This is a genomic window from Bacteroides mediterraneensis, from assembly GCF_025993685.1.
GTDB lineage: Bacteria > Bacteroidota > Bacteroidia > Bacteroidales > Bacteroidaceae > Phocaeicola > Phocaeicola mediterraneensis_A.
Map to the genome: position 1 here is coordinate 2320550 of NZ_DAJPEN010000001.1, position 21935 is coordinate 2342484.

16 protein-coding genes are annotated in these 21935 nt (G+C 51.9%); all 16 read right to left on the reverse strand.

Features of this window, described 5'->3' with window-relative positions; all coding sequences use genetic code 11:
- Window positions 1–15: 15 nt before the first annotated feature.
- The 16 genes from OIM59_RS09970 to cobU all read right to left on the reverse strand — a co-directional run bounded on the left by OIM59_RS09970 (window position 16) and on the right by cobU (window position 21785).
- Window positions 16–2367, reverse strand: a complete 2352-nt coding sequence (locus OIM59_RS09970) for an ATP-dependent helicase (RefSeq protein ID WP_303896465.1) — start codon at window positions 2365–2367, stop codon at window positions 16–18.
- A 213-nt stretch (window positions 2368–2580) separates the two neighbouring features.
- Window positions 2581–3945, reverse strand: a complete 1365-nt coding sequence (locus OIM59_RS09975) for a PFL family protein (protein ID WP_177864635.1) — start codon at window positions 3943–3945, stop codon at window positions 2581–2583.
- A 17-nt stretch (window positions 3946–3962) separates the two neighbouring features.
- Window positions 3963–4235: an ACT domain-containing protein gene (locus OIM59_RS09980; RefSeq protein WP_299167930.1), complete on the reverse strand. Its 273-nt coding sequence runs from the start codon at window positions 4233–4235 to the stop codon at window positions 3963–3965.
- Window positions 4236–4383: 148 nt separating this feature from the next.
- Window positions 4384–5169, reverse strand: coding sequence for a nucleoside triphosphate pyrophosphohydrolase (mazG, locus tag OIM59_RS09985; RefSeq protein ID WP_299167921.1), 786 nt, complete (start codon window positions 5167–5169; stop codon window positions 4384–4386).
- 73 nt (window positions 5170–5242) lie between these two features.
- Window positions 5243–5797 (reverse strand): hypothetical protein, encoded by a 555-nt coding sequence (locus OIM59_RS09990; RefSeq protein ID WP_299167923.1) that lies wholly within the window; start codon window positions 5795–5797, stop codon window positions 5243–5245.
- Between the two features lie 9 nt (window positions 5798–5806).
- Complete coding sequence (locus tag OIM59_RS09995) at window positions 5807–8086, reverse strand: GH92 family glycosyl hydrolase (protein ID WP_299167925.1); 2280 nt, start codon at window positions 8084–8086, stop codon at window positions 5807–5809.
- Between the two features lie 96 nt (window positions 8087–8182).
- Entirely contained in the window at window positions 8183–9853 is a 1671-nt protein-coding gene (locus tag OIM59_RS10000) for a RagB/SusD family nutrient uptake outer membrane protein (protein WP_299172412.1), read from the reverse strand.
- 25 nt (window positions 9854–9878) lie between these two features.
- Window positions 9879–12893, reverse strand: coding sequence for a TonB-dependent receptor (locus tag OIM59_RS10005; RefSeq protein WP_303896469.1), 3015 nt, complete (start codon window positions 12891–12893; stop codon window positions 9879–9881).
- Window positions 12894–13171: 278 nt separating this feature from the next.
- On the reverse strand, window positions 13172–14845 hold the full coding sequence (locus tag OIM59_RS10010) for a metallophosphoesterase (protein ID WP_299172223.1): 1674 nt from the start codon (window positions 14843–14845) through the stop codon (window positions 13172–13174).
- 242 nt (window positions 14846–15087) lie between these two features.
- Window positions 15088–15465, reverse strand: a complete 378-nt coding sequence (locus OIM59_RS10015) for a NifB/NifX family molybdenum-iron cluster-binding protein (RefSeq protein ID WP_299172226.1) — start codon at window positions 15463–15465, stop codon at window positions 15088–15090.
- Window positions 15466–15507: 42 nt separating this feature from the next.
- Entirely contained in the window at window positions 15508–16461 is a 954-nt protein-coding gene (gene cbiB / locus OIM59_RS10020) for an adenosylcobinamide-phosphate synthase CbiB (RefSeq protein WP_299172229.1), read from the reverse strand.
- The gene (locus OIM59_RS10025) at window positions 16446–17456 is read right to left on the reverse strand and encodes a threonine-phosphate decarboxylase (RefSeq protein ID WP_299172232.1); all 1011 of its coding nucleotides are present in this window, start codon (window positions 17454–17456) and stop codon (window positions 16446–16448) included. Before OIM59_RS10025 ends, cbiB begins: the two co-directional genes overlap by 16 nt.
- Window positions 17449–19467, reverse strand: coding sequence for a cobyric acid synthase (locus OIM59_RS10030; RefSeq protein WP_303896473.1), 2019 nt, complete (start codon window positions 19465–19467; stop codon window positions 17449–17451). Before OIM59_RS10030 ends, OIM59_RS10025 begins: the two co-directional genes overlap by 8 nt.
- A 13-nt stretch (window positions 19468–19480) precedes the next feature.
- Window positions 19481–20227 carry an adenosylcobinamide-GDP ribazoletransferase gene (locus tag OIM59_RS10035; RefSeq protein WP_299172238.1) on the reverse strand — a complete coding sequence of 249 codons (747 nt, stop codon included), beginning with the start codon at window positions 20225–20227 and terminating at the stop codon, window positions 19481–19483.
- A gap of 4 nt (window positions 20228–20231) precedes the next feature.
- Entirely contained in the window at window positions 20232–21272 is a 1041-nt protein-coding gene (gene cobT, locus OIM59_RS10040; RefSeq protein WP_299172241.1) for a nicotinate-nucleotide--dimethylbenzimidazole phosphoribosyltransferase, read from the reverse strand.
- A 3-nt stretch (window positions 21273–21275) separates the two neighbouring features.
- The gene (cobU, locus tag OIM59_RS10045) at window positions 21276–21785 is read right to left on the reverse strand and encodes a bifunctional adenosylcobinamide kinase/adenosylcobinamide-phosphate guanylyltransferase (RefSeq protein ID WP_299172244.1); all 510 of its coding nucleotides are present in this window, start codon (window positions 21783–21785) and stop codon (window positions 21276–21278) included.
- Window positions 21786–21935: the final 150 nt, after the last annotated feature.

The following is a 21935-nucleotide window of genomic DNA, read 5'->3' on the forward strand; positions in this document are numbered from 1 at the left end:
CATTGTCTTTCTTATTTATTTTGTTTCATCGATTACTTTAAAACGGGCGAACTTCAGCAAGAGCTGCTTTACCCCGGCATGCTGGAACTGCACCGTTGCCTTGCAGTTGTCTCCACTGCCTTCCACCTTGGTCACTTCTCCCTTGCCGAAACGTTCATGCTCTATCCACATGCCGGCCGACAGTCCCCCTGCCGACGGACTAGAAGAAGCAGTTGAAGGAGTAGCATCCGGAATACGGCGCAACGTGCGAGGAGGCACAAAATGATGGGGCTCTTCCGGCATCGGGCCTCCGTCGAACATCGACGGTCCGCTTTCACGAGGCTCTCGTTCGTAGGAAGCGCGACTGGCCTCTTTCCGAAAACAGCTGGCCTTTTCCTCGATGCGCCCGGCCATCAGTTCCTCCTGCGGCAGTTTCAGGTAACGCACATCGATGTCTTTCAGGAAACGGCTCGGGTTGCAGAACTCCATCTTACCATACTTGAAACGGCTCTTGGCATACGACAGGTAGCAGTGGTCTTCCGCCCGGGTGACGGCCACATAAAACAGGCGGCGTTCTTCTTCCAATGCCCGATAGGAAGCCGACGACAGCGGACTGGGAAACAGATTCTCTTCCATCCCCACCACAAACACGTTGCGGAACTCCAGTCCCTTGGCCGAATGGATGGTCATCAGCGTCACCTTCGACTGCGTTTCTCCCTTGTCTTCATCCTGGTCGGTGAGCAGGGCAATCTCCGACAGGTAATCGGCCAGCAGCAGATGAGGATTCCCCTCTTCCTGCCGTCCCTCACAGAAATCACGCATGCCGTTCACCAGCTCCTCGATGTTTTCCTGTCGGCTCAGATTCTCGGGCGAGCGGTCCTGATACACTTCCGCCATGATGCCCGAACGGCGCACCAGTTCCATGCCCACCGTATAGGCATCCTTTTCCTGGGCCATCGTCACAAACTCCGCAATCAGGTCACGGAAGCCCTGCAACTTGGTGTGGGTACCCTTGTTCAATGTCAGTCCGTAGCTCAGCGGTTCGCACAACACCTTCCACAAGCTCACCTGGAAACGGCTGGCAGCCTCTGCCAGTTTGCCAAGTGTCGTGTTCCCGATACCGCGCGCCGGATAATTGATAACTCGCTTGAAAGCCTCTTCGTCGTTCGGATTCACCACCATCCGGAAATAGGCCACGACGTCTTTCACTTCCTTGCGCTGGTAGAACGACAGTCCCCCATAGATACGGTACGGAATACCGCGCTTGCGCAACGCCTCCTCGAAAATACGGCTCTGGGCATTCGTACGGTAAAGGATGGCACAGTCGTGATAGGCATAGTCTTCCTTCGCATGCAACTGCACAATCTTATTGGCCACAATCTCTCCTTCTTCCACGTCGCTGTAGGCTGCAAACACCCCGATAGGCTCCCCTTTGTCCTTTTCCGAAAAAACATCCTTCCGAATCTGGTCGCGGTTTTTCGCAATCAGGCTATTGGCCGCGTTGACAATGGTCTGCGTGGACCGGTAATTCTGTTCCAGCTTGAACAGACGGGCATCTTTATAGGTACGGGTAAAATTCAGGATGTTGTCGATGTTGGCCCCACGGAAGGAATAGATGCTCTGTGCATCGTCGCCCACCACGCACACGAATTGCTGTTTCTGCGTAAGCTGGAGCACAATGCTGTGCTGGGCGAAGTTCGTGTCCTGGTACTCATCCACCAGGATATAACGGAAACGTGCCGCATACTTGTCGCAGATGTCCGGACGCGTGTGAAACAACAAATAGGTATAAAGCAGCAGGTCGTCGAAATCCATGGCGTCACTCTGCCGGCAACGGTTCCAGTAGCGCGCATAAATTTCCCGCACCAACGGTACCTTCGCCGCCTGGTCCGCCTCCACCAACTCTGCATTTGCCGCGTATGCCTCCGGCAGCACCAGGTGATTCTTGGCCTGACTGATGCGTCCCTGCACCATGCCTGGTTTGTACACCTTGTCGTCCAGATTCATTTCCTTGATAATGGTCTTCACCAAGCTCTTGGAATCCGTCGCGTCGTAAATCGTGAAATTGGACGTAAAGCCCAACGCCTCAGCCTCCGCCCGCAGAATACGGGAAAAGATGGAATGGAAAGTCCCCATCCAGAGATAACGGGCCCGCTCCGGCCCCACTTGGCGGGCGATACGTTCTTTCATCTCGCGGGCCGCCTTGTTGGTAAAGGTCAATGCCAGAATAGACCACGGCTCATACCCGTTGTCCAGCAGATAGGCTATCTTGTAGGTCAGCACGCGCGTCTTTCCGGAACCCGCTCCGGCAATCACCAGGGAGGGTCCCTCGTTGTACATCACCGCCTCGCGCTGACTGTCATTCAGTTCATTCAAATAATCCGTCATACAGGTCAAAATATTTCCGTCGCAAAGATAGTACAAATCCGGCAGTGTCCTAGCACTTTTTCTGCCCTCCGGCAAAACATTTTCCTCCTTCAGTTGTTATATGTAAAGAGTAAATACAATTACCATCGTATTAAGGTTATAAGAGAAAGGGAGGCTCAACGGTTATCCAACCGGCTGAGCCTCCCTCTTTTCTATCTGTTGTCGATTTCAATATCAGTTCTTGAAGCTGTGAATCGGTGCCGGAATCCGTCCGCCACGGTTCACGAAAGCCTCACAGCTGTAACGGTTGACCGGCATTACGGGTGCATAACCCAGCAAGCCGCCGAATTCCACCGTATCGCCCACTTCCTTACCTACCACAGGAATCACGCGCACCGCCGTGGTCTTCTGGTTCACCATGCCGATGGCTGCCTCGTCGGCGATTACCCCCGAAATGGTAGCAGCAGATGTACTTCCCGGTATGGCTATCATGTCCAGCCCTACTGAGCAGACACACGTCATGGCCTCCAGCTTCTCGATGGTCAGAGCACCTGCTTCAACGGCATCAATCATTCCCTGATCTTCACTTACCGGAATAAAGGCACCGCTCAGTCCCCCCACATACGAAGACGCCATCACGCCTCCTTTCTTCACCTGGTCGTTCAGCAAGGCCAAGGCTGCCGTCGTTCCCGGAGCCCCCGGATATTCCAGTCCGATTTCCTGCAGAATTTCGGCCACACTGTCGCCCACCGCCGGCGTCGGAGCCAGTGAGAGGTCGATGATACCGAAGGGCACATTCAGACGGCGTGAAGCCTCCTGAGCCACCAGCTGTCCCACACGCGTAATCTTGAATGCCGTGCGCTTGATGGTTTCACAAAGCACTTCGAAACTCTTTCCGCGGATTTGCTCCAAGGCATATTTCACCACGCCCGGACCGCTGACACCCACGTTAATCACTGCATCCGGTTCGGATACGCCGTGGAAGGCTCCCGCCATGAAGGGGTTGTCATCGGGGGCATTGCAGAGCACCACCAGCTTGGCACAACCCAACGAGTCGCGTTCCTTGGTCATTTCAGCCGTTTCCTTGATGATTTCACCCATCAGTTTCACCGCATCCATGTTGATACCCGTCTTGGTAGAACCTACGTTCACGGAACTACAGATACGCTCCGTACAAGCCAGCGCTTTCGGAATAGAACGAATCAGCAATTCATCGCTGCGGCTCATTCCTTTAGAAACAATCGCAGAATAACCGCCGATAAAATTGACCCCCAGTTCTCCGGCCACCTTGTCCAGAGTTTTGGCAATCTGCACATAATCATCCGGCGTCTTGCAGGCTGTTCCCCCCACCAGGGCAATCGGTGTGATGGAAATTCGCTTGTTTACGATAGGAATACCAAATTCCTTGGAAATGTCCTCTCCCGTTCTGACCAGGTCTTTTGCCAGTCCGGTAATCTTATTGTATATATTCTGACAAAGCACCTCCAGGTTGCTGTCCGCACAATCCAACAGGTTGATACCCATCGTAATGGTACGCACATCCAGGTTTTCCTGCTCTATCATCTTATTGGTTTCCAGAACCTCTGTTATATTGATCATACCGTTTCTCCTTTTCGTTAGATACGATGCATTTTATCAAAGATTTCCTCGCGCTGGCACTTAATCTGCACCCCGATTTCCACACCGACGTTGGTCAGCTCGGTAACAACCTCTTCAAAAGGTTTTTCCAGTTTGGTCATATCCACAATCATCATCATTGTGAAATATTCCTGTACGATGGTCTGAGAGATATCCAGAATGTTCACCTTATTCTCTGCCAGATAAGTACACACCTGGGCAATGATACCCACGGTATCCTTGCCTACGACTGTAATAATAGCTTTGTTCACCATTTCCTTTTTAAAATTTTTGTTTATGTTTCGCAAAGGTAGAAAAATCTTTCAATATGTTATTCTTTCAGAAAGATATTTTTCCAGAAACGTCCAATCACATTAAAAGAGCAACACTTTGAAACACACTGCAGGTGCATTCCCCTTGTCAGAGACCTTTCGCCTTTGCTTCGTTCCAGATGGCATCCATCTCTTCCAGCGACATATCGTTCAGGCTCTTCCCTTCCTTGATGGTATGTGCTTCCAGATAATTGAAACGGCGAATAAACTTCTGGTTGGTCCGCTCCAGCGCATTATCCGGATTGATTTTATAGAGCCGGGCCGCATTGATCAGGCTGAACATCACGTCGCCAAACTCGGCTTCCGCCTTGTCCTTATCCATCTGTCCCACTTCTGCCTCAAACTCTCCGATTTCCTCTTTCACCTTGTTCCACACCTGCTCACGTTCTTCCCAATCGAAGCCTACGTTGCGAGCCTTGTCCTGAATACGATAGGCCTTAATCAAGGAAGGAAGAGCCTCGGGCACACCGCTCAAGACCGACTTGTTGCCGTCCTTTTCCTTCAGCTTGATTTGCTCCCAGTTTTCGGACACCTGTTCCGCCGTATCGGCCTTGACTTCCCCAAACACGTGCGGATGACGGAATATCAGTTTGTCGCACAACTTGTCGCACACGTCCTTGATGTCAAAATCACCGGTCTCACTGCCAATCTTGGCATAGAACACCACATGAAGCAACACGTCGCCCAATTCCTTGCAGATATTTTTCTTGTCGTCCTTCATCAGGGCATCACAGAGTTCATATACCTCTTCAATGGTGTTCGGACGCAAACTTTCGTTAGTCTGTTTGCGGTCCCAAGGACATTTCACCCTCAACTCGTCCAGCACGTCGAGCAGACGTCCGAACGCTTCCAGTTTTTCTTCTCTTGTATGCATGATTTAAATCCTTTCTGTTTTTGCCCTGCAAAGGTACGACAAAAAAACAAAATCTGCGATATATTCTATTTTCTCACTTCTTCATCACTTCCACCTGCCAGTTCACTTCCAGCGGATTGTTTGCCATCCGCCAGATGATGGGCAGCGACGGATTGTCCCATATCCACATTTCTCCGCCTTCATAACGGTCGACCACGTGGAGCAACGGACGTCCGGCATTCTTCTCCGACGCATCCTCCACCCGGTCATAGGTTGTGTGGTTAAAGTCCATACTTCCCGTCTCCTTCAACTGCTTCAAAGCTTTCTGCGGCACTACATACACGGTTTCCGCATCCGACAGCTGCAAGTGGTTTCCATCGTCCGGCTGCAAGAAACACAACTGGCTTCCGCTTTCCAGAGCCTTCGGGGTCATGGTGTAACTGCCCGACTGCCAGTGCAGGTTGCGCTCTATGCCCCAGTTCATTCGTAAGCCGCCATCCTGTTCACAGAAAACCACCTGATAACGACGGGTCTGTCCGTGCAACTTAAACACGAACTTCAATGTGTCCGACACGACGGTCTGTGCCGGCAGCATACCCGTACCCAGCAGGCATGCTGCAAAAAAACCGATAAGATATTTCTTTTTCATACGCATTCCTTATTTATCCAGTCCCATTTCCTTTCCCCAATTTCCGGGTTTCTTTCCCATTTTCAATACCAGTTCACCACCGGCAATGATATCCTTGTGGCGCAACGTAGAATACGGATAATCCTTTCCGTTCAGTGTCACACTCTGAATGTAGCAGTTTTTATCGGAAAGTCCCTGTGCCACAATCTTAAAGTCCTTCCCGTCTGCGAGATGGAAAGTAGCGGAAGCCAGTAGCGGCGTGTGAATCAGATAGTAATCCTGTCCGGCATTGGGATACAAGCCTACCATGTGGAAAGCCAGCCAGGACGACATGGCACCCGAGTCGTCATTGCCCGGCAAACCTACCGGACCGTCATTGTAATTCTTCGCAATGATTTCACGGATACGGTCGCTCGTACGCCATGGCTTTCCGAGCCAGTGATACAGACAAGAAGTCAGGAACGAAGGTTCGTTGTTGACATTGAAGAAGCCTTTGTCGAAGAAGATATCCAGACGCTTCTCAAACGCTTCAGTTCCCCCGCATTTTTCAATCAAACCCGGTACGTCGTGCGGAATACTCAAGGAATATTCCCACGAACTGGCTTCATAGAAGAACATACTCCACCACTTGGTGTACCACGGCCCTTCGAAAATGACCGGTGTATATTTGAATTTCGGCTGCACCCGGGTGGAATGTCCGAATGGAATGGAATCCAGCCAGTTGCCGTCCTTATCGCGCGGCATGATGAAACCTTTGGCTCCCGCATGCTCGTAATCACTGCGCCACAGGTTCTTCCAGTTTTCAGACTGTTTCATATATTGCTGATACAAGTCCTCCTTTCCCAATCCCTTGGCCACCAGTGCAATGGCATAATCACAATAAGCATACTCGATGGTACGGTTGCCGGCCCGGTCAATACCGTGAGGAATATAGCCCAGTTTCAGGTAAGGAATCAGTCCTCCGCGTCCTTCAGCCTCTTCATTACCGCCAGGAGGAACCATGGCATCCTTCAGCATGGCCTGCAAAGCCAGTTCATAATCAATCCCCTTCAGCCCTTTCACGAACGCATCGGCAATCACGATTTCTGCATTGGAACCTCCCTGCGTACGTCCGTTGCTGTTTCCGCTACGGGCATCGGGCATGTAACCATCACGTTTGTAGATATTGATCAACGAACGTACGATATCCACCTGACGCTGCGGGTCAATCAACGTAATCAACGGGAAAGAGCTGCGATACGTATCCCAGATGGCATAAAAATCATCATAGTAAGGTTCCGGATCACTCCAGAGCGGGTTTTCCCCCGAACGGTCCACCGGCATCAGCATGGTGTGATACAAAGCGGTGTAGAACATCCGTTTCTTCGCATCCGGAGCAGACGGGTCGATTTCTATTTTCTGGAACAACTTTTCCCACTGCGCCAGCAAACCGTTATGCACCTCTTCGAACGACCAGTGAGGAATTTCTGAGTGAGCATTGAACTTAGCCTTCTGGCTGCTCAGGAAAGAGATACCCACTTTCAGCTGTACCACCTTGTCGGATTTCGCAAAACGCAGTAAGGCCCCGGTTTTTTCTGCTGAATCATACTGCGACTGTGCATCGGTAATACGGTTGCCTTTCCACGTGAGCGACTGCACAAACGGACGGTCGGTTTCCGCATAAAAATACACCGTGTACGCCTTTCCATTATTCCATCCACCACGGATACGCGTATAACCAGCCACCTCATGGTCGGACAACACCTGTATTTCGGAGCCGACAAACTGCTGTGCTTCCCGCTCGTCGGGTATCGGACTTTCTCCCAGAAAGAAACCAGCATCCACCGCCAACGATTTCAAGGAATCTTCCGGATACGTGAAGCGATAGAAAGAAGCCCGGTTCGACGTGGTGATTTCCGTACGGATGCCACTCTGCTTGAAACGGGTATCATAATATCCCAGCTGGATCGTTTCATACTCACGGTAATCAATGTGGCTCACACGGTCCATGCCGTCGCCAAAGGGAGTGACCAGCACATTCCCGTATTTCGGTCCCCCTCCGGTACCGCTGACGTGCACCTGTGCAAAGCCGTCCACTCGTTCAGGCATCGGCAGCCACCCGCTGTTTGGCGAAGGCGTACAATCCGGCGAAGGTTTCACCATTCCAAACGGACACGACGGTCCGACAAACACACGCCCCAGTCCTTCCGACCCGATGCGCGGGTCAACGTATGAAGCGTATTCAAAAGAATCTCCGGGAGCCTGTCCTCCCGCTGTTCCCATACAGACTAATCCTAACAGAAACAGCCACACTGATTTCGTGTTCCACATAAGCAATTCATATAAAGTTTAACATTCTATATAGAGACGAGCAAAGCTCCAGATGGTCAAATGCCATCCGGAGCCATTGCTATTCATCTTTTTCTATCAATAACCCGGGTTCTGTTTCCAGTTGGTATTGTTGTTCAACGCATCGATGCTCAACGGCCACAAGCGGTATTGAGGATTCCTTGCATTCGGGTTAAACTGATTCTTGAAGCCCCAAGGCTCTTCAAATTTTCCGAAACGAATCAGGTCGTTACGACGCCAGTGCTCGTCGAGGAATTCACGTCCACGTTCATCCAGGATTTCCTGCAGGCTCGGGTCGTGGTCCAGCAGCGGAGCGTTCACGTACGCACGGATCTGGTTGAACAGGCTCATCGGAGTATCCCCGTTGGTAGCTGTTCCACCACGTACGATGGCCTCACACTTCATCAGGATGATATCGGCATAACGGAAGATGGGCACGTCATTATCCTGGTTACGGCTGAAGTTGTTATAGTCGTTGATGTCCGGGAAGAACTTGATGGAACGGTAGCCCTGTGTCCAGCCCTTCAGGTCCGCACCGCAGTTCAGGTCGGCGTTAGGCACGACGGGAGGATTGGCTGTCAGGTCTTCCTTCAAGGTGATGGCCTTGGTGAAAGTCACGTTCTCACCGCCATACGTGTTGCGGATGTTGGTCGGGTCACCGGTGGCATTGTCATACTGGTACACGTCGAAGGAAGGCAGGCCGATGTTCTCACCGGTACTACCGGCAATCACGTCGTTACGACGGTCGCCCGGCAGGCAGAAGAGTTCGACGAATTCCGGAGTCAGTGCCATGTTGCCACCCACGGAGTTGCTCATCTCGATACTGTAGAAACCGTTGCTGTTCTGACCGCGGCGCCATGTACGGAAACGGGCGAAGGTCATGCCCTGCACTGTTTCGGCATCATACGGCATGGCGTAGATGAAGTCCTTGATCTGTGAGCCGTTGGTATACATGAACTTGGTCTTGTAGTCGTCGCTCAGGTCAAAATGGCCGGAAGCGATGACACGGTCGCAGGCTTTAATACACTCATTCAGTTTCTCATTCTTGTCATTGGCGTTCCAGCTTGAACTGGTCACGTCCTTGGTATAGACGTTCCAGTTGATGTACAGCTTGGCCAGCAGGGCATCCACCATCCAGCGGGTCGGCTTGCCATAAGTGGAGGCATCCACGTTCTCGTAGCAGTTGTCGCGTACGGCAAGCAGTTCCGATTCAATCCACTTGGCCACGTCGGCACGCGGGGAACGGTCAATCTTTTCGTCGTCGGCCAGCAGGTGGTCGATGATAGGAGTATCACCCCAGTGGTCCATAATCATGAATGTATAGAAAGCTCGTACAGCACGTACTGGTGCCAAATCCTCATCAGTTGCAACTCCGGCATCTTTCAGGTCGAACAGGACACGGTTACAGTTGGTGATGGCACTCTGCAGCTCATCGAACACGTTCAGCTGGTTCTTTGAGTTGGTCGGGTCGATCATGTGCAGTGAGAAGTTTGCCATATCACGACCGTTCAGATAGTCACCGTCGAAGCTGACGGCTGTATACTCATCCGAGTTGCAGGACACGCCCTCGTCGAAACGGCGGCCGATGGCGTTGCGGAATCCATAGAAAGCGTTGCTCATCTGGGCCTCTATGGCGATTTCCGAATTGGGCATCTCGGTGTATTGGGATTCAATATTAACGTCCAGATCGGTACAACCGAATGCGGTAAGTGCCAGGAAGGCACCAGTCAATATATTTCTTGTTTTCATATCTTAAAATCTCCTGTGTTAAGGGTTAGAAATTCACGTTTACGCCCACCATGAAGGTACGTGTACGCGGGTAAGTGGTATTACGCCAGTCCATACCCGGTTCCAGGCCGCCCAGACTGATTTCAGGGTCTACACCTTTGTAACCGGTAATGGTGAATACGTTGTTGCAAGTGGCATACAGGCGCAGGTTGTTGACCCAGTTGCCCAGTTTGCCGAAGTTATAGCCTAAGGTCAAGGTAGACAGACGGAGGTAGGAACCGTTTTCCAGGTAGCGGTCAGACGGAGCCTGTGCACGTGAGTCGTGTGCGTTCTGTCCTTCAGCCACTTCTGCCAGCACGTTCTTACCGTTGCTTACCAGGCTCACGTTGTTGTAGTAGCAGCGGGTAGCGTTGAAGATCTTGTTTCCTGCCACGCCCTGGAAGAAGGCGGTCAGCGTCCAGTTCTTCCATGTGAAGTCGTTGTTCCATCCGTAAGTCAGTTTCGGCTGTGCTGATCCGTGAGGACGGCGGTCTTCGTCTGCCGGAGCGTCTGTAGTACCGATCAGGTTGCCGTCGGCATCGTAGTCGTTGAAGATGGAGCCTCCGTTTTCATCATAGCCGGCCCATTCGTACAGGTAGAACTGTCCGAGCGGGGCACCTTCCATGATACGCTGTACCTGTGTGCTGCTGTAACCACCAACATCCGGATTGGCACGGTCGCTGTATTCTACAGAATATGTGTCGTTTGAAAGTTTCTCTACCACGTTCTTGTTGTGAGACAGGTTAAGTGTGGTGCTCCATGTGAAGTTGTGTGTCTTCACCGGAACGGCGTTGATGGTGATTTCCACACCTTTGTTGCTGATGTCACCTACGTTGGCAGTCATCCATCCGTAAGGATAACGGTTGGTGGAAACCGCATAGTCGAAAATCAGGTCGCTGGTACGCTTGTCATAATATTCGATGGTACCGGTCAGCCGGTTGTTCAGGAAGCCGAAGTCCACACCGATGTTGAACATGCCGGTGGTTTCCCATTTCAAATCCGGGTTTGAGTTACGGGTAGCACCCAGGATACGGTATTGTGAGGAAGTACCGTTGGCATCCACGTAAGTGAACCAGCCGGTAGAGCCGTAGATAGGACGTGAATAGAAGGCATCGAATCCCAGTGAGTTACCGCTGACACCGTAGCCGACACGCAGCTTCAAGTCGTCGAACACGCTCTGGCTCTTCATGAACTCCTCTTCCGTGATACGCCATGCGGCAGATACAGAGGGGAAGGTACCCCAGCGGTTGTTGACACCGAATGCGGAAGAACCATCCCGACGTACAGTGGCCTGCAACAGGTATTTGCTGTTGAAACTGTAGTTGACACGTCCGTAGAAGGAAATCATACGCAGGGTGGACAGGTTGTTGCTGATCACATCGTTGATGGAGATGTTGTTGGCCACGCCCAGATTATGATAAGTCAGGTCATCGTTGTAGAAGTTGTACACCTTCAAGCCGAAACCGTCGCTGTTGTCGGCCTGTTCCCAGGAGTAACCCAGCATGACGCCCACCTTGTGCAGGTCGGCAAAGGTATGATTCCAGTTCAGATAGGTCTCCATCTGCTTGCGGGTGTTTTCCAGTGTGCTGCGGTCGGCCTGTCCGTTACGTGAAGCCACGCTCGGCAATTCAGTCTTGCTGCTGTTGTAGTTGCTGTAGATGTACTGCTGGTTCTGGTAAGACAGGTTCAGGTTCCAGTCCAGACCGTCGAGGATGTGGAGTGTGGCCTGTGCCGTTCCCTGCAGCAGCTTCTCTTTCGTGTCATAGCGGTCTTCGCTGATCATGCGGACCGGGTTGAAGTTCTGTGAAATCTGTGTGTTGCCGTACCAGGAACCGTCCGCGTTTCTCACGGGAACCAGCGGGCTGTAGTAGTACATGGCATCCAATACGCTCTGGCCTTGTCCGCCGGTAGGACCTGTAGAGCTGTTACGTACGCTGGCATTGACGCTGAAGGCCAGTTCCAGGCGGTCGTTCAGAGCCTTTGTCTGTACGAAAGAACGGGCGTTGAGACGGTCCATGCTGGTGCCGCGTACCACACCCTGGCGGTCCATGAAGTTGATGGAGGCGCTGTAGCTGGTCTTCTCATTACCTCCGTTGATGGATACGTTGTGGTTGTGGCTGAAACCGGTGCGGAGCACTTCGTCCTGCCAGTTGGTATTGGCCGGGTTGTTGACGTCATAATACGGAGACAGGTCGATGTTGTTCTTGCTTGCAAAGTCCAGCAGCTGGTCTGCCGACATCATGTCGAGAGTGTTCATCGTCTTGTCCCATGCCACGTAGCCGCTGTAGCTTACGCTGGTATGTCCGTCCTTCTTTCCTTTCTTGGTTGTCACGATGATTACACCGTTGGCAGCCTTCGAACCGTAGATGGCGGTGGCAGAGGCATCGCGGAGCACATCGATGCTTTCGATGTCATCCGGGGCGATGAGTGACAGGCTGGCACCGGGCACACCGTCGATTACATAGTACGGCTCCATGGCTTCACCTGCACGCAGTGAGGAAGCACCACGCAAAGAGATGGAAGCCGAACCGTTCGGGTCACTGGTGTTGGCCACTGTCAGTCCCGGAACTTTACCTTGCAGCATCTGTGCAGGGCTGGTTACGACACCCACGTTCAGGTCTTCCGCCTTGACGGAAGTGATGGAGCTGGTCACATCCTTGCGCTGCATGCTACCGTAACCGATGACTATCACTTCATCCAAGGTTTCCGTATCATCTTTAAGCGTTACATTTACCACGTTTGAATTTACTTTTATTTCTTGTGTTACAAACCCGATAAAAGAAAACACCAGTGTTTTTCCTTTCGGTACATTTACAGTATATTTTCCGTCAATGTCTGTCACCGTACCGTTGGTGGTTCCTTTTTCAAGTACATTCACCCCGATCAAAGGCTCACCAGCCGGGTCGGTTACGACTCCTCTCACCTGGTTCTGAGCAAATGCCAAGGTACTACTCAATAAAAACAACACAAAGAACAAGCCTTGTGTCAATGTTCTTTTCCTTTCTGATTGTACATTAAGCATAATACAAATTTTTAGTTAGAAATAATCTATTTTTTCGACGGCAAAGGTAAACCGACGGTATTACAAAACTATTTCCAGACGATTAAATTTGTATTTAACAAACTAGCATTCAATGACTTACATATACAACCCACCCTACCTTATTACTTTACAATGATAAGGAACGGTCAGATTCATTCGGGACTTTCCCTAATGAACCTGACACAAAATTAGATAAACGTAACGTAACAAAAGAGGAAAATAATGCAAACCAGGAGGGAAATAGTACACTTTTCGGTCTATTCCGCTTCTATTTCCTCATTTTTCAAGTTAATCCGGAAATTCACGCACGGTTCCCCGTTCAGGAATGCCTGAAACAAGACCGACAAATCCTGCACATATTCCACCGCTGGTGAAGCCGATGCAGAGGTTTGCGTGCGGTCGAACAAATAACGATAAGCAGCCAGACGTGATGACGGAATATCCCTCAAGGCAAGCCGGTCGGCATAGCGCAAGCGATAAAGGTCGAGAATCATGTCTTCCATGCGCCATTGCGTCCATTCGGCCTCCGCCGATTTATCCTCTCCGGCCACTTCCTGCAGCAAGCGGGCCCCTGTAAACTTCAAGTAAGGCTTCCAGCTTTCCGGCAAATCGCGCGGAATGAAACGCACACGTACCAAGTCACGGAACTGGTAATCGCAAAATTCATGATACGTGCGGGAAGAAAGAATTTCTTTGTTCCACACCGGCAAATGGCCTTTCAAAGAATCCGAACGATATTCAGCGCGGTACAAAGGAAACAACTGAGCGAATCCTGCCACCGAATCGAGTGTCACTGTTTCCACCCGGAACTCTTCTGGATGCTCAATGGTCAGAATTTTGTAGGCCGGCATATAGGTGGCCAGCGAAGGTATCTGTATGTTATAAAGTTTCTTTCCATTCTTTCCCTCCCAGATGCCCGTGTCATTCACGTGCATGTGTCCGGCAAAATGCAGCCGGATACCCGCTTCCAGAAAAGCTTCGCTCACTTCCGCTTCCGGCACACGGTCCAAGTCGAAACGACGGTTGCCCCATATCTTCTTCACGTAGTCCGACACGCCATCGTTGAAATCCACCAGCGGATAATGCGAGAAGGTGACCAGCGTTTTATGCAATCGCCGAGCTTCGGCCACCACCTTCCGTACCCACGGCAATAAAAAGGCTTTATGTGCCAATACATTATTATATCCTATACTGGAACCTTGGTACACCATCTTTCCCTCTTTCATTCCTTTCGGCAGATAGGCTCCCCCGTCGATGGCCAGCAACCAGAGTCCGTCTACCGGCTCCACCAGATAACTGGCATCTATTGCAGTCAGCGAATCGCACAAGGCATAGGTTCTTCTTTCGAGCCCTCCTTCTTTCTGCGCCTCTTTATAATTGAATTTTTCATACGTGTAGGAAGTAAAGGGGGTTTCCCAATATCGGTATTCCTTTTGCGGGAAAAAGCCGAATGTCGCGTAACACTTCATCTGGTCGGCATAGCCGGCACACGAATCTTCCCGCGTCACCCGAGTGCCGTCGGCAGCCAGATAGTTCACATTCTTCTGTTTCAGTCCAAACGGAAGCGCCGGATCATGATTGCCGGTGGTGACAAAAAAACACATACCCTTCCGACGAGTATAACCGTCGAGAATCTCTTTCACCTTTTGCTGGTTGAAAAACTGCCCATTGTCGGTCAGGTCGCCCGACAAGACCACCAGACGGATGTTTCTCCGGGCTACGTCGTCCAACGCAGTCAGCAAGGCATAATAATTTTCATTGAACAAACGGGTGGATTGTACCTGTACCTCCATGGAACGTACCCGTTCGGGATGCCCGTCAATGTCCTGAATATGTGCGTCCGATATAAACGCAATCTGTGTCTGTGCGTTGCCCGTCAGCGTCATTCCCCCTAAAACGACTGCCAGCAACAAGAAAATAATCCTATTCATAAAAGCATGCTTGAAAATCAATCACAAAGATACGAATTTTCCGGAATGTGAGACCGCCGCTGCCTTCTTTTCATCACCCCTGCATTTTCTTTTAAATGACCATAAGAATTCTCTGTCCCACAGTTTGGGATTTGTATTCCACAGTGTGAAATATATATCCCACACTGTGGTTTTTGTATTTCGCAGTGTGGGACAGAGAAAATTCCCCTTCATTTCACCTTAAATGAAAAAGGAAAAAGAAATTAATGGTGTGCACACTGATGGTCTTCCCCTTCATGATGGTGCGCACATTCCACCCCGGAATCCTGTATCTTTCCGGCCAGATAATCTTCGGCTACCTGCATCACCGAGCCCTGACAGCCCCTGACGACCGTAATGCCGCAAGCTGAGAGCTTGGCCAACGCACCGGCCCCCATATTTCCTGCCAGCATCACCGTTACTCCGTCGGCCTGCAGTTTGGACGCGATATCCGACTTACAGCCACATCCTTGCGGAGAAGGAAGCACCTGCGTACGCGTGATGCGGTTCTCTTCGTCCACCGTAAAAATCGTATAAAACTCACAATGACCGAAATGGTCGTCTACTACTCCGTTCCGAGTAGGTAAAGCTATTTTCTTCATTTTATTGATTGTTTAAAACATTCTCTATGCAAAAGTAAAGAATTATCCGATAATGTTTCCCCAAAAGCACACATATCCAGACACCATCAAAAGCACCATCCCTCCTTCGGACAATTGGTTGATACGGATGGCCCGACGCATGTCGTCACTATTTATCGGACGAGGATTGCTGCCGATGAAGGGTTTGTAGACTGTCTCCCCGAAATACTCGTGCGGCCCGCCAAAACGACAGTTCAGGATACCGGCCAAAGCCGCTTCCGGATAACCGGAATTGGGACTGGCATGCATCCGTCCGTAATGGGCCACAAACTTCAGCAACGACCAGCGACCGGACACCAGTACCATGAGCAGGGCGGTCAGTCGGGCCGGAAGGTAATTGGCCACATCGTCTATACGGGCCGCCCAGCATCCGAAGTCCTTGTAACGTGTGTTCCGATAGCCTATCATGGAATCGAGGGTATTCACCATCTTATACGCCAGCATACCGGGCACGCCCAGCAGGAAATACCAGAAAAGAGGGGCAATCACCCCGTCGCTCAGGTTCTCGGCCAAGGTTTCCAAGGCTGCCGTACGTACCTCTTGGTCCGACAAGGCGGAAGTATCCCGACCTACGATACGCGACACCTGTTTCCGTCCGGCTTCCAAGGAGATGTCGGCAGCTTCAAATACCCTTCGCACCTCGTCTATCAAGGTTTTTCCAGCCAGACAATAGAACACAGCCACTACCGAAAGGATCACCTTTAACCAGGGATGCACCCGATTGGCACCTTCCAGCAGCCCCCAGCTTACCAAAAAGACCAACAGAATCAGCCCCACGGCTGTCAGCGCTCCGTTCCGCTTGCGGTGCGTACTCTGATTGCCCCGTCGTTCACACCGAGCTATCAGTTTTCCGAATCCTACCACCGGATGGGGCAGCCACAAAGGGTCGCCCAATAACTTATCAAGCAAGCATCCTCCCAACAGGGGAATCAGTCCCATTTCTATCCACGTATCCATTCGCGTATGCCTTCAATTAATAAATTGTTTTCTTCTTCCGTCTGTATCGCAATGCGGAAATAACGGGTATCCAGTCCTTCAAAATTAGATGCATCCCGAATGAGCAGCCCATGACGTTCGGCCAAATAGGCTTTCAGGTCGGACGCACTTCCCTTCTGCAAACGGGCCAGAAAATAGTGGGTATCCGAAGAGAGCACCTCTACCCCACCCGTAGCTTCCAGTGCCTCGGCTACCCGTTTCCGTTCTGCCAGCAAGGCCGGTACCTCCATCCGGTACTCGTCCAGGTGACGCAACAAATACTGTCCGGCTTCCACGGCCAACGCGTTCACCGACCACGGCATGCGGCAGGCGCGTATCCACTGAAGAAGGGCTTCGTTTCCCGTCACGGCACCCAGTCTCAGTCCCGGTACCGCAAAACACTTGGTCATGGAATGTAACAGCAAGACATTGGGACGGGCAACGGTCTCGGCCACGGAAAGCACCTCTTTTTCCGTAAAAAGCGCGTACGACTGATCGATGACAAACAAGGTCCGGGGATACTGCGTAATCAAACGCCGCAGCGTATCCGCCTCCCACGTCTGCCCCGTCGGGTTGTTCGGATTGCACAACCAGCATATCCCTTCTTCCTCCGTCAAGGCCTCCACGCTGGAGATACCTTCTACCCGATGGGCGTGCAGACGACAGGCGTCGGCATACTCGCTGAACGTAGGTATCCATACCCGGGAACGACTGCCCCGGAAAGCCTGCGCAATAAGATAAATGGCCTCCGTAGCCCCGTTGGTCACACACACTTCCTCCGGACGCACCCCATACAGCCGGGCCAGTTCAGTTCCCAGCGTATAGGGTTCCGGTTCCGGATAGGAACGGATACACGAGAGCCGTTCAGCCAGATAACGGTTCAACCCGTCATGATTCACCCGATGATACACATTCGAACTGAAATTGGCCCGAATATGCGCATAGCGAAAGGCATCGTCTCCGTGTCCGTTAATCATTTTCCGTCAGTATTTGGTAAAGCAACGGCAGGTTCAGGTGCTTCCGCACATGGTCTGCCAGTTTGTTGTATTGTTCTTCCTTAAAAGCGGCATAATCCAATGCCGGCTGTGTCAGTTTCTCTGCATAAGGTGCCAACAGCCACTCAATGACTGCCGGATTATCCAGTATCCCATGAATGTAGGAACCCGCACATTTCCGGTCTGCCACACAGCCGTCTGAAGTTCCATCCTCCAGATAAACCAATGGAGTCATTGTCTCTCCATCTACCGCCGAGGTACGTCCCATGTGGATTTCATACCCCGTACAGTCCGGCGTACCGGATTCCAGGAAAGAAAAACGCACCTGCCGCGTCACTTTCTCCCCCTCCATGACCGTTTCCACCGGCAGCAATCCCAGCCCCGGCAACTGACAAACATCGCCTTCCACTCCGTCGGGATCAGCAATGCGTTGTCCCATCATCTGGTATCCGCCACAGATTCCCATGACGGTTGCCCCGTTGCGGCGGGCCCGAAGGATGGCCTGTGCCACCCCGTTACGGCGCAGTTCATACAAATCGCCGAGGGTGTTCTTGCTCCCCGGCAACAGGATGATATCGGCTTTCAGCAAATCGTCCACGTTGTTCGTATAGTACAGATTCACCCGCTCATCGTGCTCCAGCATATTGAAATCGGTAAAATTGGACAGGTGACGGAGCAAGACCACCGCCACATTGACCTTTCCCTGCACCGCTTTCCGCTGTTTCTGGGAAAGTTCCACCGAATCCTCTTCCTCGATGTAAATGTCCTGATAATAGGGTATCACGCCTAGTACCGGAATACCGCAAATCTCTTCCAGCATCTTCACGCCCGGCTCAAACAGACGGAGGTCGCCACGGAACTTATTGACGATGATGCCCTTGATGCGCTTGCGGTCTTCCGGAGTCTGCAGTGCCACCGAACCGTATGCACTGGCAAACACACCTCCCCGGTCGATATCGGCTACCAGAATCACATCGGCGTTAGCATGACGCGCCATGGGCAGATTCACCAAATCGGTATCCTTCAGGTTGAGTTCCGAGATGCTTCCGGCCCCCTCCATCACAATCGGATTGTAGCGGGCCGCCAGTCGGTCGAAAGCCTGATAGACTTCCTGACGCAACTCCTCACGCCCTTCGGTACGGAAATATTCATACGCACTCCGGTTGCCGATGGGTTTGCCGTTCAGCACCACCTGAGTAGTCCGGTCGGAAGTGGGTTTCAGCAACAAGGGATTCATATCGGTATGACACGGGATACCCGCCGCTTCAGCCTGCACCGCCTGTGCCCGACCAATCTCCAGTCCTTCGGGAGTGGCATACGAATTGAGCGCCATGTTCTGGGCCTTGAACGGAGCCGGATGATACCCGTCTTGCAAGAAAATACGGCACAAGGCCGCAGCCAGCACACTCTTCCCCACATCACTGCCCGTACCGGCCAACATGACCGGATGCAAGCGGGGAAGCGGCAAATCGATTTCCACCATTCCCCCGTAAGGAGGCAATGCCTGCATGGCATCTTCCAGTCTCACCTTTCCCGCATAAACCTGCGCAGCCACCAGCACCCCGCCATGCGCAAAAATCAGCACCGGACCTGAGGTACGTTCCAAGTGGTCCAGAAAATCAGATACCCGGGCCAGCACGTCCATGAAAGACTCTCCGCCTGTAGTACGTACCCGCAGGTAATCCTGGTACCACTCCTGAATATGCGGGTCGGTGATTTCATCAAACCGCTGCATCTCCCACTCGCCCATGTGCATCTCTTTCAACCGGTCGTCACGTTCCGCATCCGGGAAGCCGCAATAGGCGGCCAGGCGCGTGCAACGGGACAACGGACTGGCATACACACGGGTAAAGCCGATGCCGGTGCGCCGGATGGCTTCCTTGCACACCGCCGCTTCTTCTTCAAACGAAGCCCGCAGAGGCACATCAGTCTGACCGTAACACGTACCGGAAGGCACATCGACCGAAGTATGTCGAACCAAATATACTTTCATCTTCTATTCATCCTTAAAAATTATAAGTAACTGCCACCGCTCCCAACCAGCACACCAGCTCGCACAACAGGAAAAGGGCTCCGCAACAATCGCCGGTATATCCTCCCAGCCGACGCTTGAGCAAACACACCAATGCGGCAAAAAGTACACAGGGAAACAACAGCATCCCCCAATAGGCAGCAGGCAACAAACACAGAGGCAACAGTCCCCCTATCGCATTGGCTACCCACTCCGAAGTACTCATGCGGGTATAGACCACCTTGGCCTTACTTTCTTCCACCTTCCGGGCATAGGGCAGGAACACCAGCATGAAACTGCACACAAACTTGCAAAAAGGATCGGCCACCCACAACACCCAGGGAATCACCGGCACCGGCAAAGAAACAAGCAAGGAAAACGACAACAGGTAATACAGAATCAGCCCCAGCACTCCGTAACTCCCGATGTGGGAATCCTTCATGATACGAAGAATCCCTTCCCGGTCGCGTCCTCCTCCAAAGCCGTCGAAAAAATCGGCCAATCCATCCTCATGCAGGGCACCCGTGAGGAAAAGACGGGCACACAATGCCAGCAACACCGCCACGGGAAGCGGAAACCACAGCGAAAAAAGCCAGAAAGCAAGGGCCATCACTCCACCCGTAAGCCATCCGCACAGGCTCCAGTAACTCACCACGTGCCGGAAACATTCGGAGGGAACGGAGCAAATCCGCCAGAAAGGCAGACGGGTGAAAAACATCAAAGCAGCCAACAGATTATGCATACGCTCAGAAATATTTGGTAATGGAAGCATGCGCAAAGTTGTCCATCTCGTTCAACATCCGCACGGCAGAATCAAGTATCGGATAGGCACAGACCGAACCGCTTCCTTCTCCCAAGCGCAATCCCAGGTTCAGCAACGGACGGGCATGCAGATAGTCCAACAGGAGTTTGTGGCCGCTCTCATCGCCCTGATGCCCGTACACGGCATACGAAAGCACTTCCGGATACAGACGGGAGGCTGCCAGCATGCAGTTGGTCATGATAAATCCGTCCACCAGAATGACCATGCGCAGCTCGGCCGCACGCAGCATGCCGCCTACGGCCATCATCATCTCATACCCTCCGAAACGGCACAGGATTTCTTCTACCGTATGGTCGCCGGAAAAATTTTGAAGGGCCTGCTGAAGCACCTTGAATTTACGGGTCATGGCTTCGCCATACAAACCACTACCGGCACCGACGCACTTTTCCAATGGGATTCCCGTCAGGCAGCTCATCCACATAGAGGAAGCGGAAGTGTTTCCCACTCCCATCTCGCCAAAACTGAGGACGTTGCAACCAGCGTCCTTCACTCGGTCCACACATTGTGCACCTCGCTCCAGACACAAATCCATCTCTTCGGGAGTCATCGCATCGCCATACAGAAAATTGCGGGTACCCCGGCGCACCTTCATATTCACAATCCCTTTTTCATAAGGCAAGTCATAATCCACTCCGGCATCGACTATCACCAGTCGGAAACCGTGCTGGCGACACAGGAAATTGATGCCTGCCCCTCCGTGAAGGAAATTACTGATTTGCTGCCAGGTAATTTCTTTAGGAGATGCACTGACGCCTTCTTCCACAATGCCATGATCGGCTGCAAAAAGCAGGTTGTGCGGACATTTTAAGGAGGGTGACAAAGCCTGCTGTATCATACACACCTGCAAAGCCAGTTCTTCCAAACGCCCCAGAGAACCCTTGGGCTTCGTCAAGTTGTCAATCTTTTCACGGGCTGCCTGTTCCAGCTCCGGACAGGCTATAGGGGAAATAGTAAATTTACGCATGATTTATCCTTTCACTTTAAGCGGAATGCCAGAAACCATCAGTACTACCTGGTCGGCTTTGGAAGCGATATATTGATTCATCCAGCCCTGCAGGTCGGTAAACCGACGCTGCACCTCGTTGGGGGAAACGCCTCCCATTCCAATCTCATTGGTTACGAAGATAAACGTCGCCTCCTGCGCGGTAAAGCGGTCGAATTCCCGCTTCAAGGCCTCCAAGGCCAAGGCCACGTCCTGCTGCTCCACAAAATAATTGGTACACCAAAGCGTCACACAGTCGATTACGGCTACCCGGCCGGTGATGTCGTGACGGCTCAGCTCCTTTTCTTCCTCGATGTTCGTCCATTCGGGACCACGATTCTGCTGATGACGTTCCACTCGCTTCCGAAATTCCTCATCCCAGATTTTCGCTGTGGCCACATACACCGGCGATGAGGTCAGTTCATGAGCCAGTCGTTCGGCATAACTGCTTTTTCCTGAGCGTTCACCGCCTGTAATCAATATAATCTTTTTCATATCTTCCTTACTGTCGTTTGAGGCTTCCGGAGTATATAATAAAACTGTCTCAGGACAAATGCCGCACTCCGTAGCCGGAATAACGCATCCGTTTGTCCTGAGACAGTTTACTTTCTTCTCACCGTACGCCGAAAAGCCGTACGTATTTCC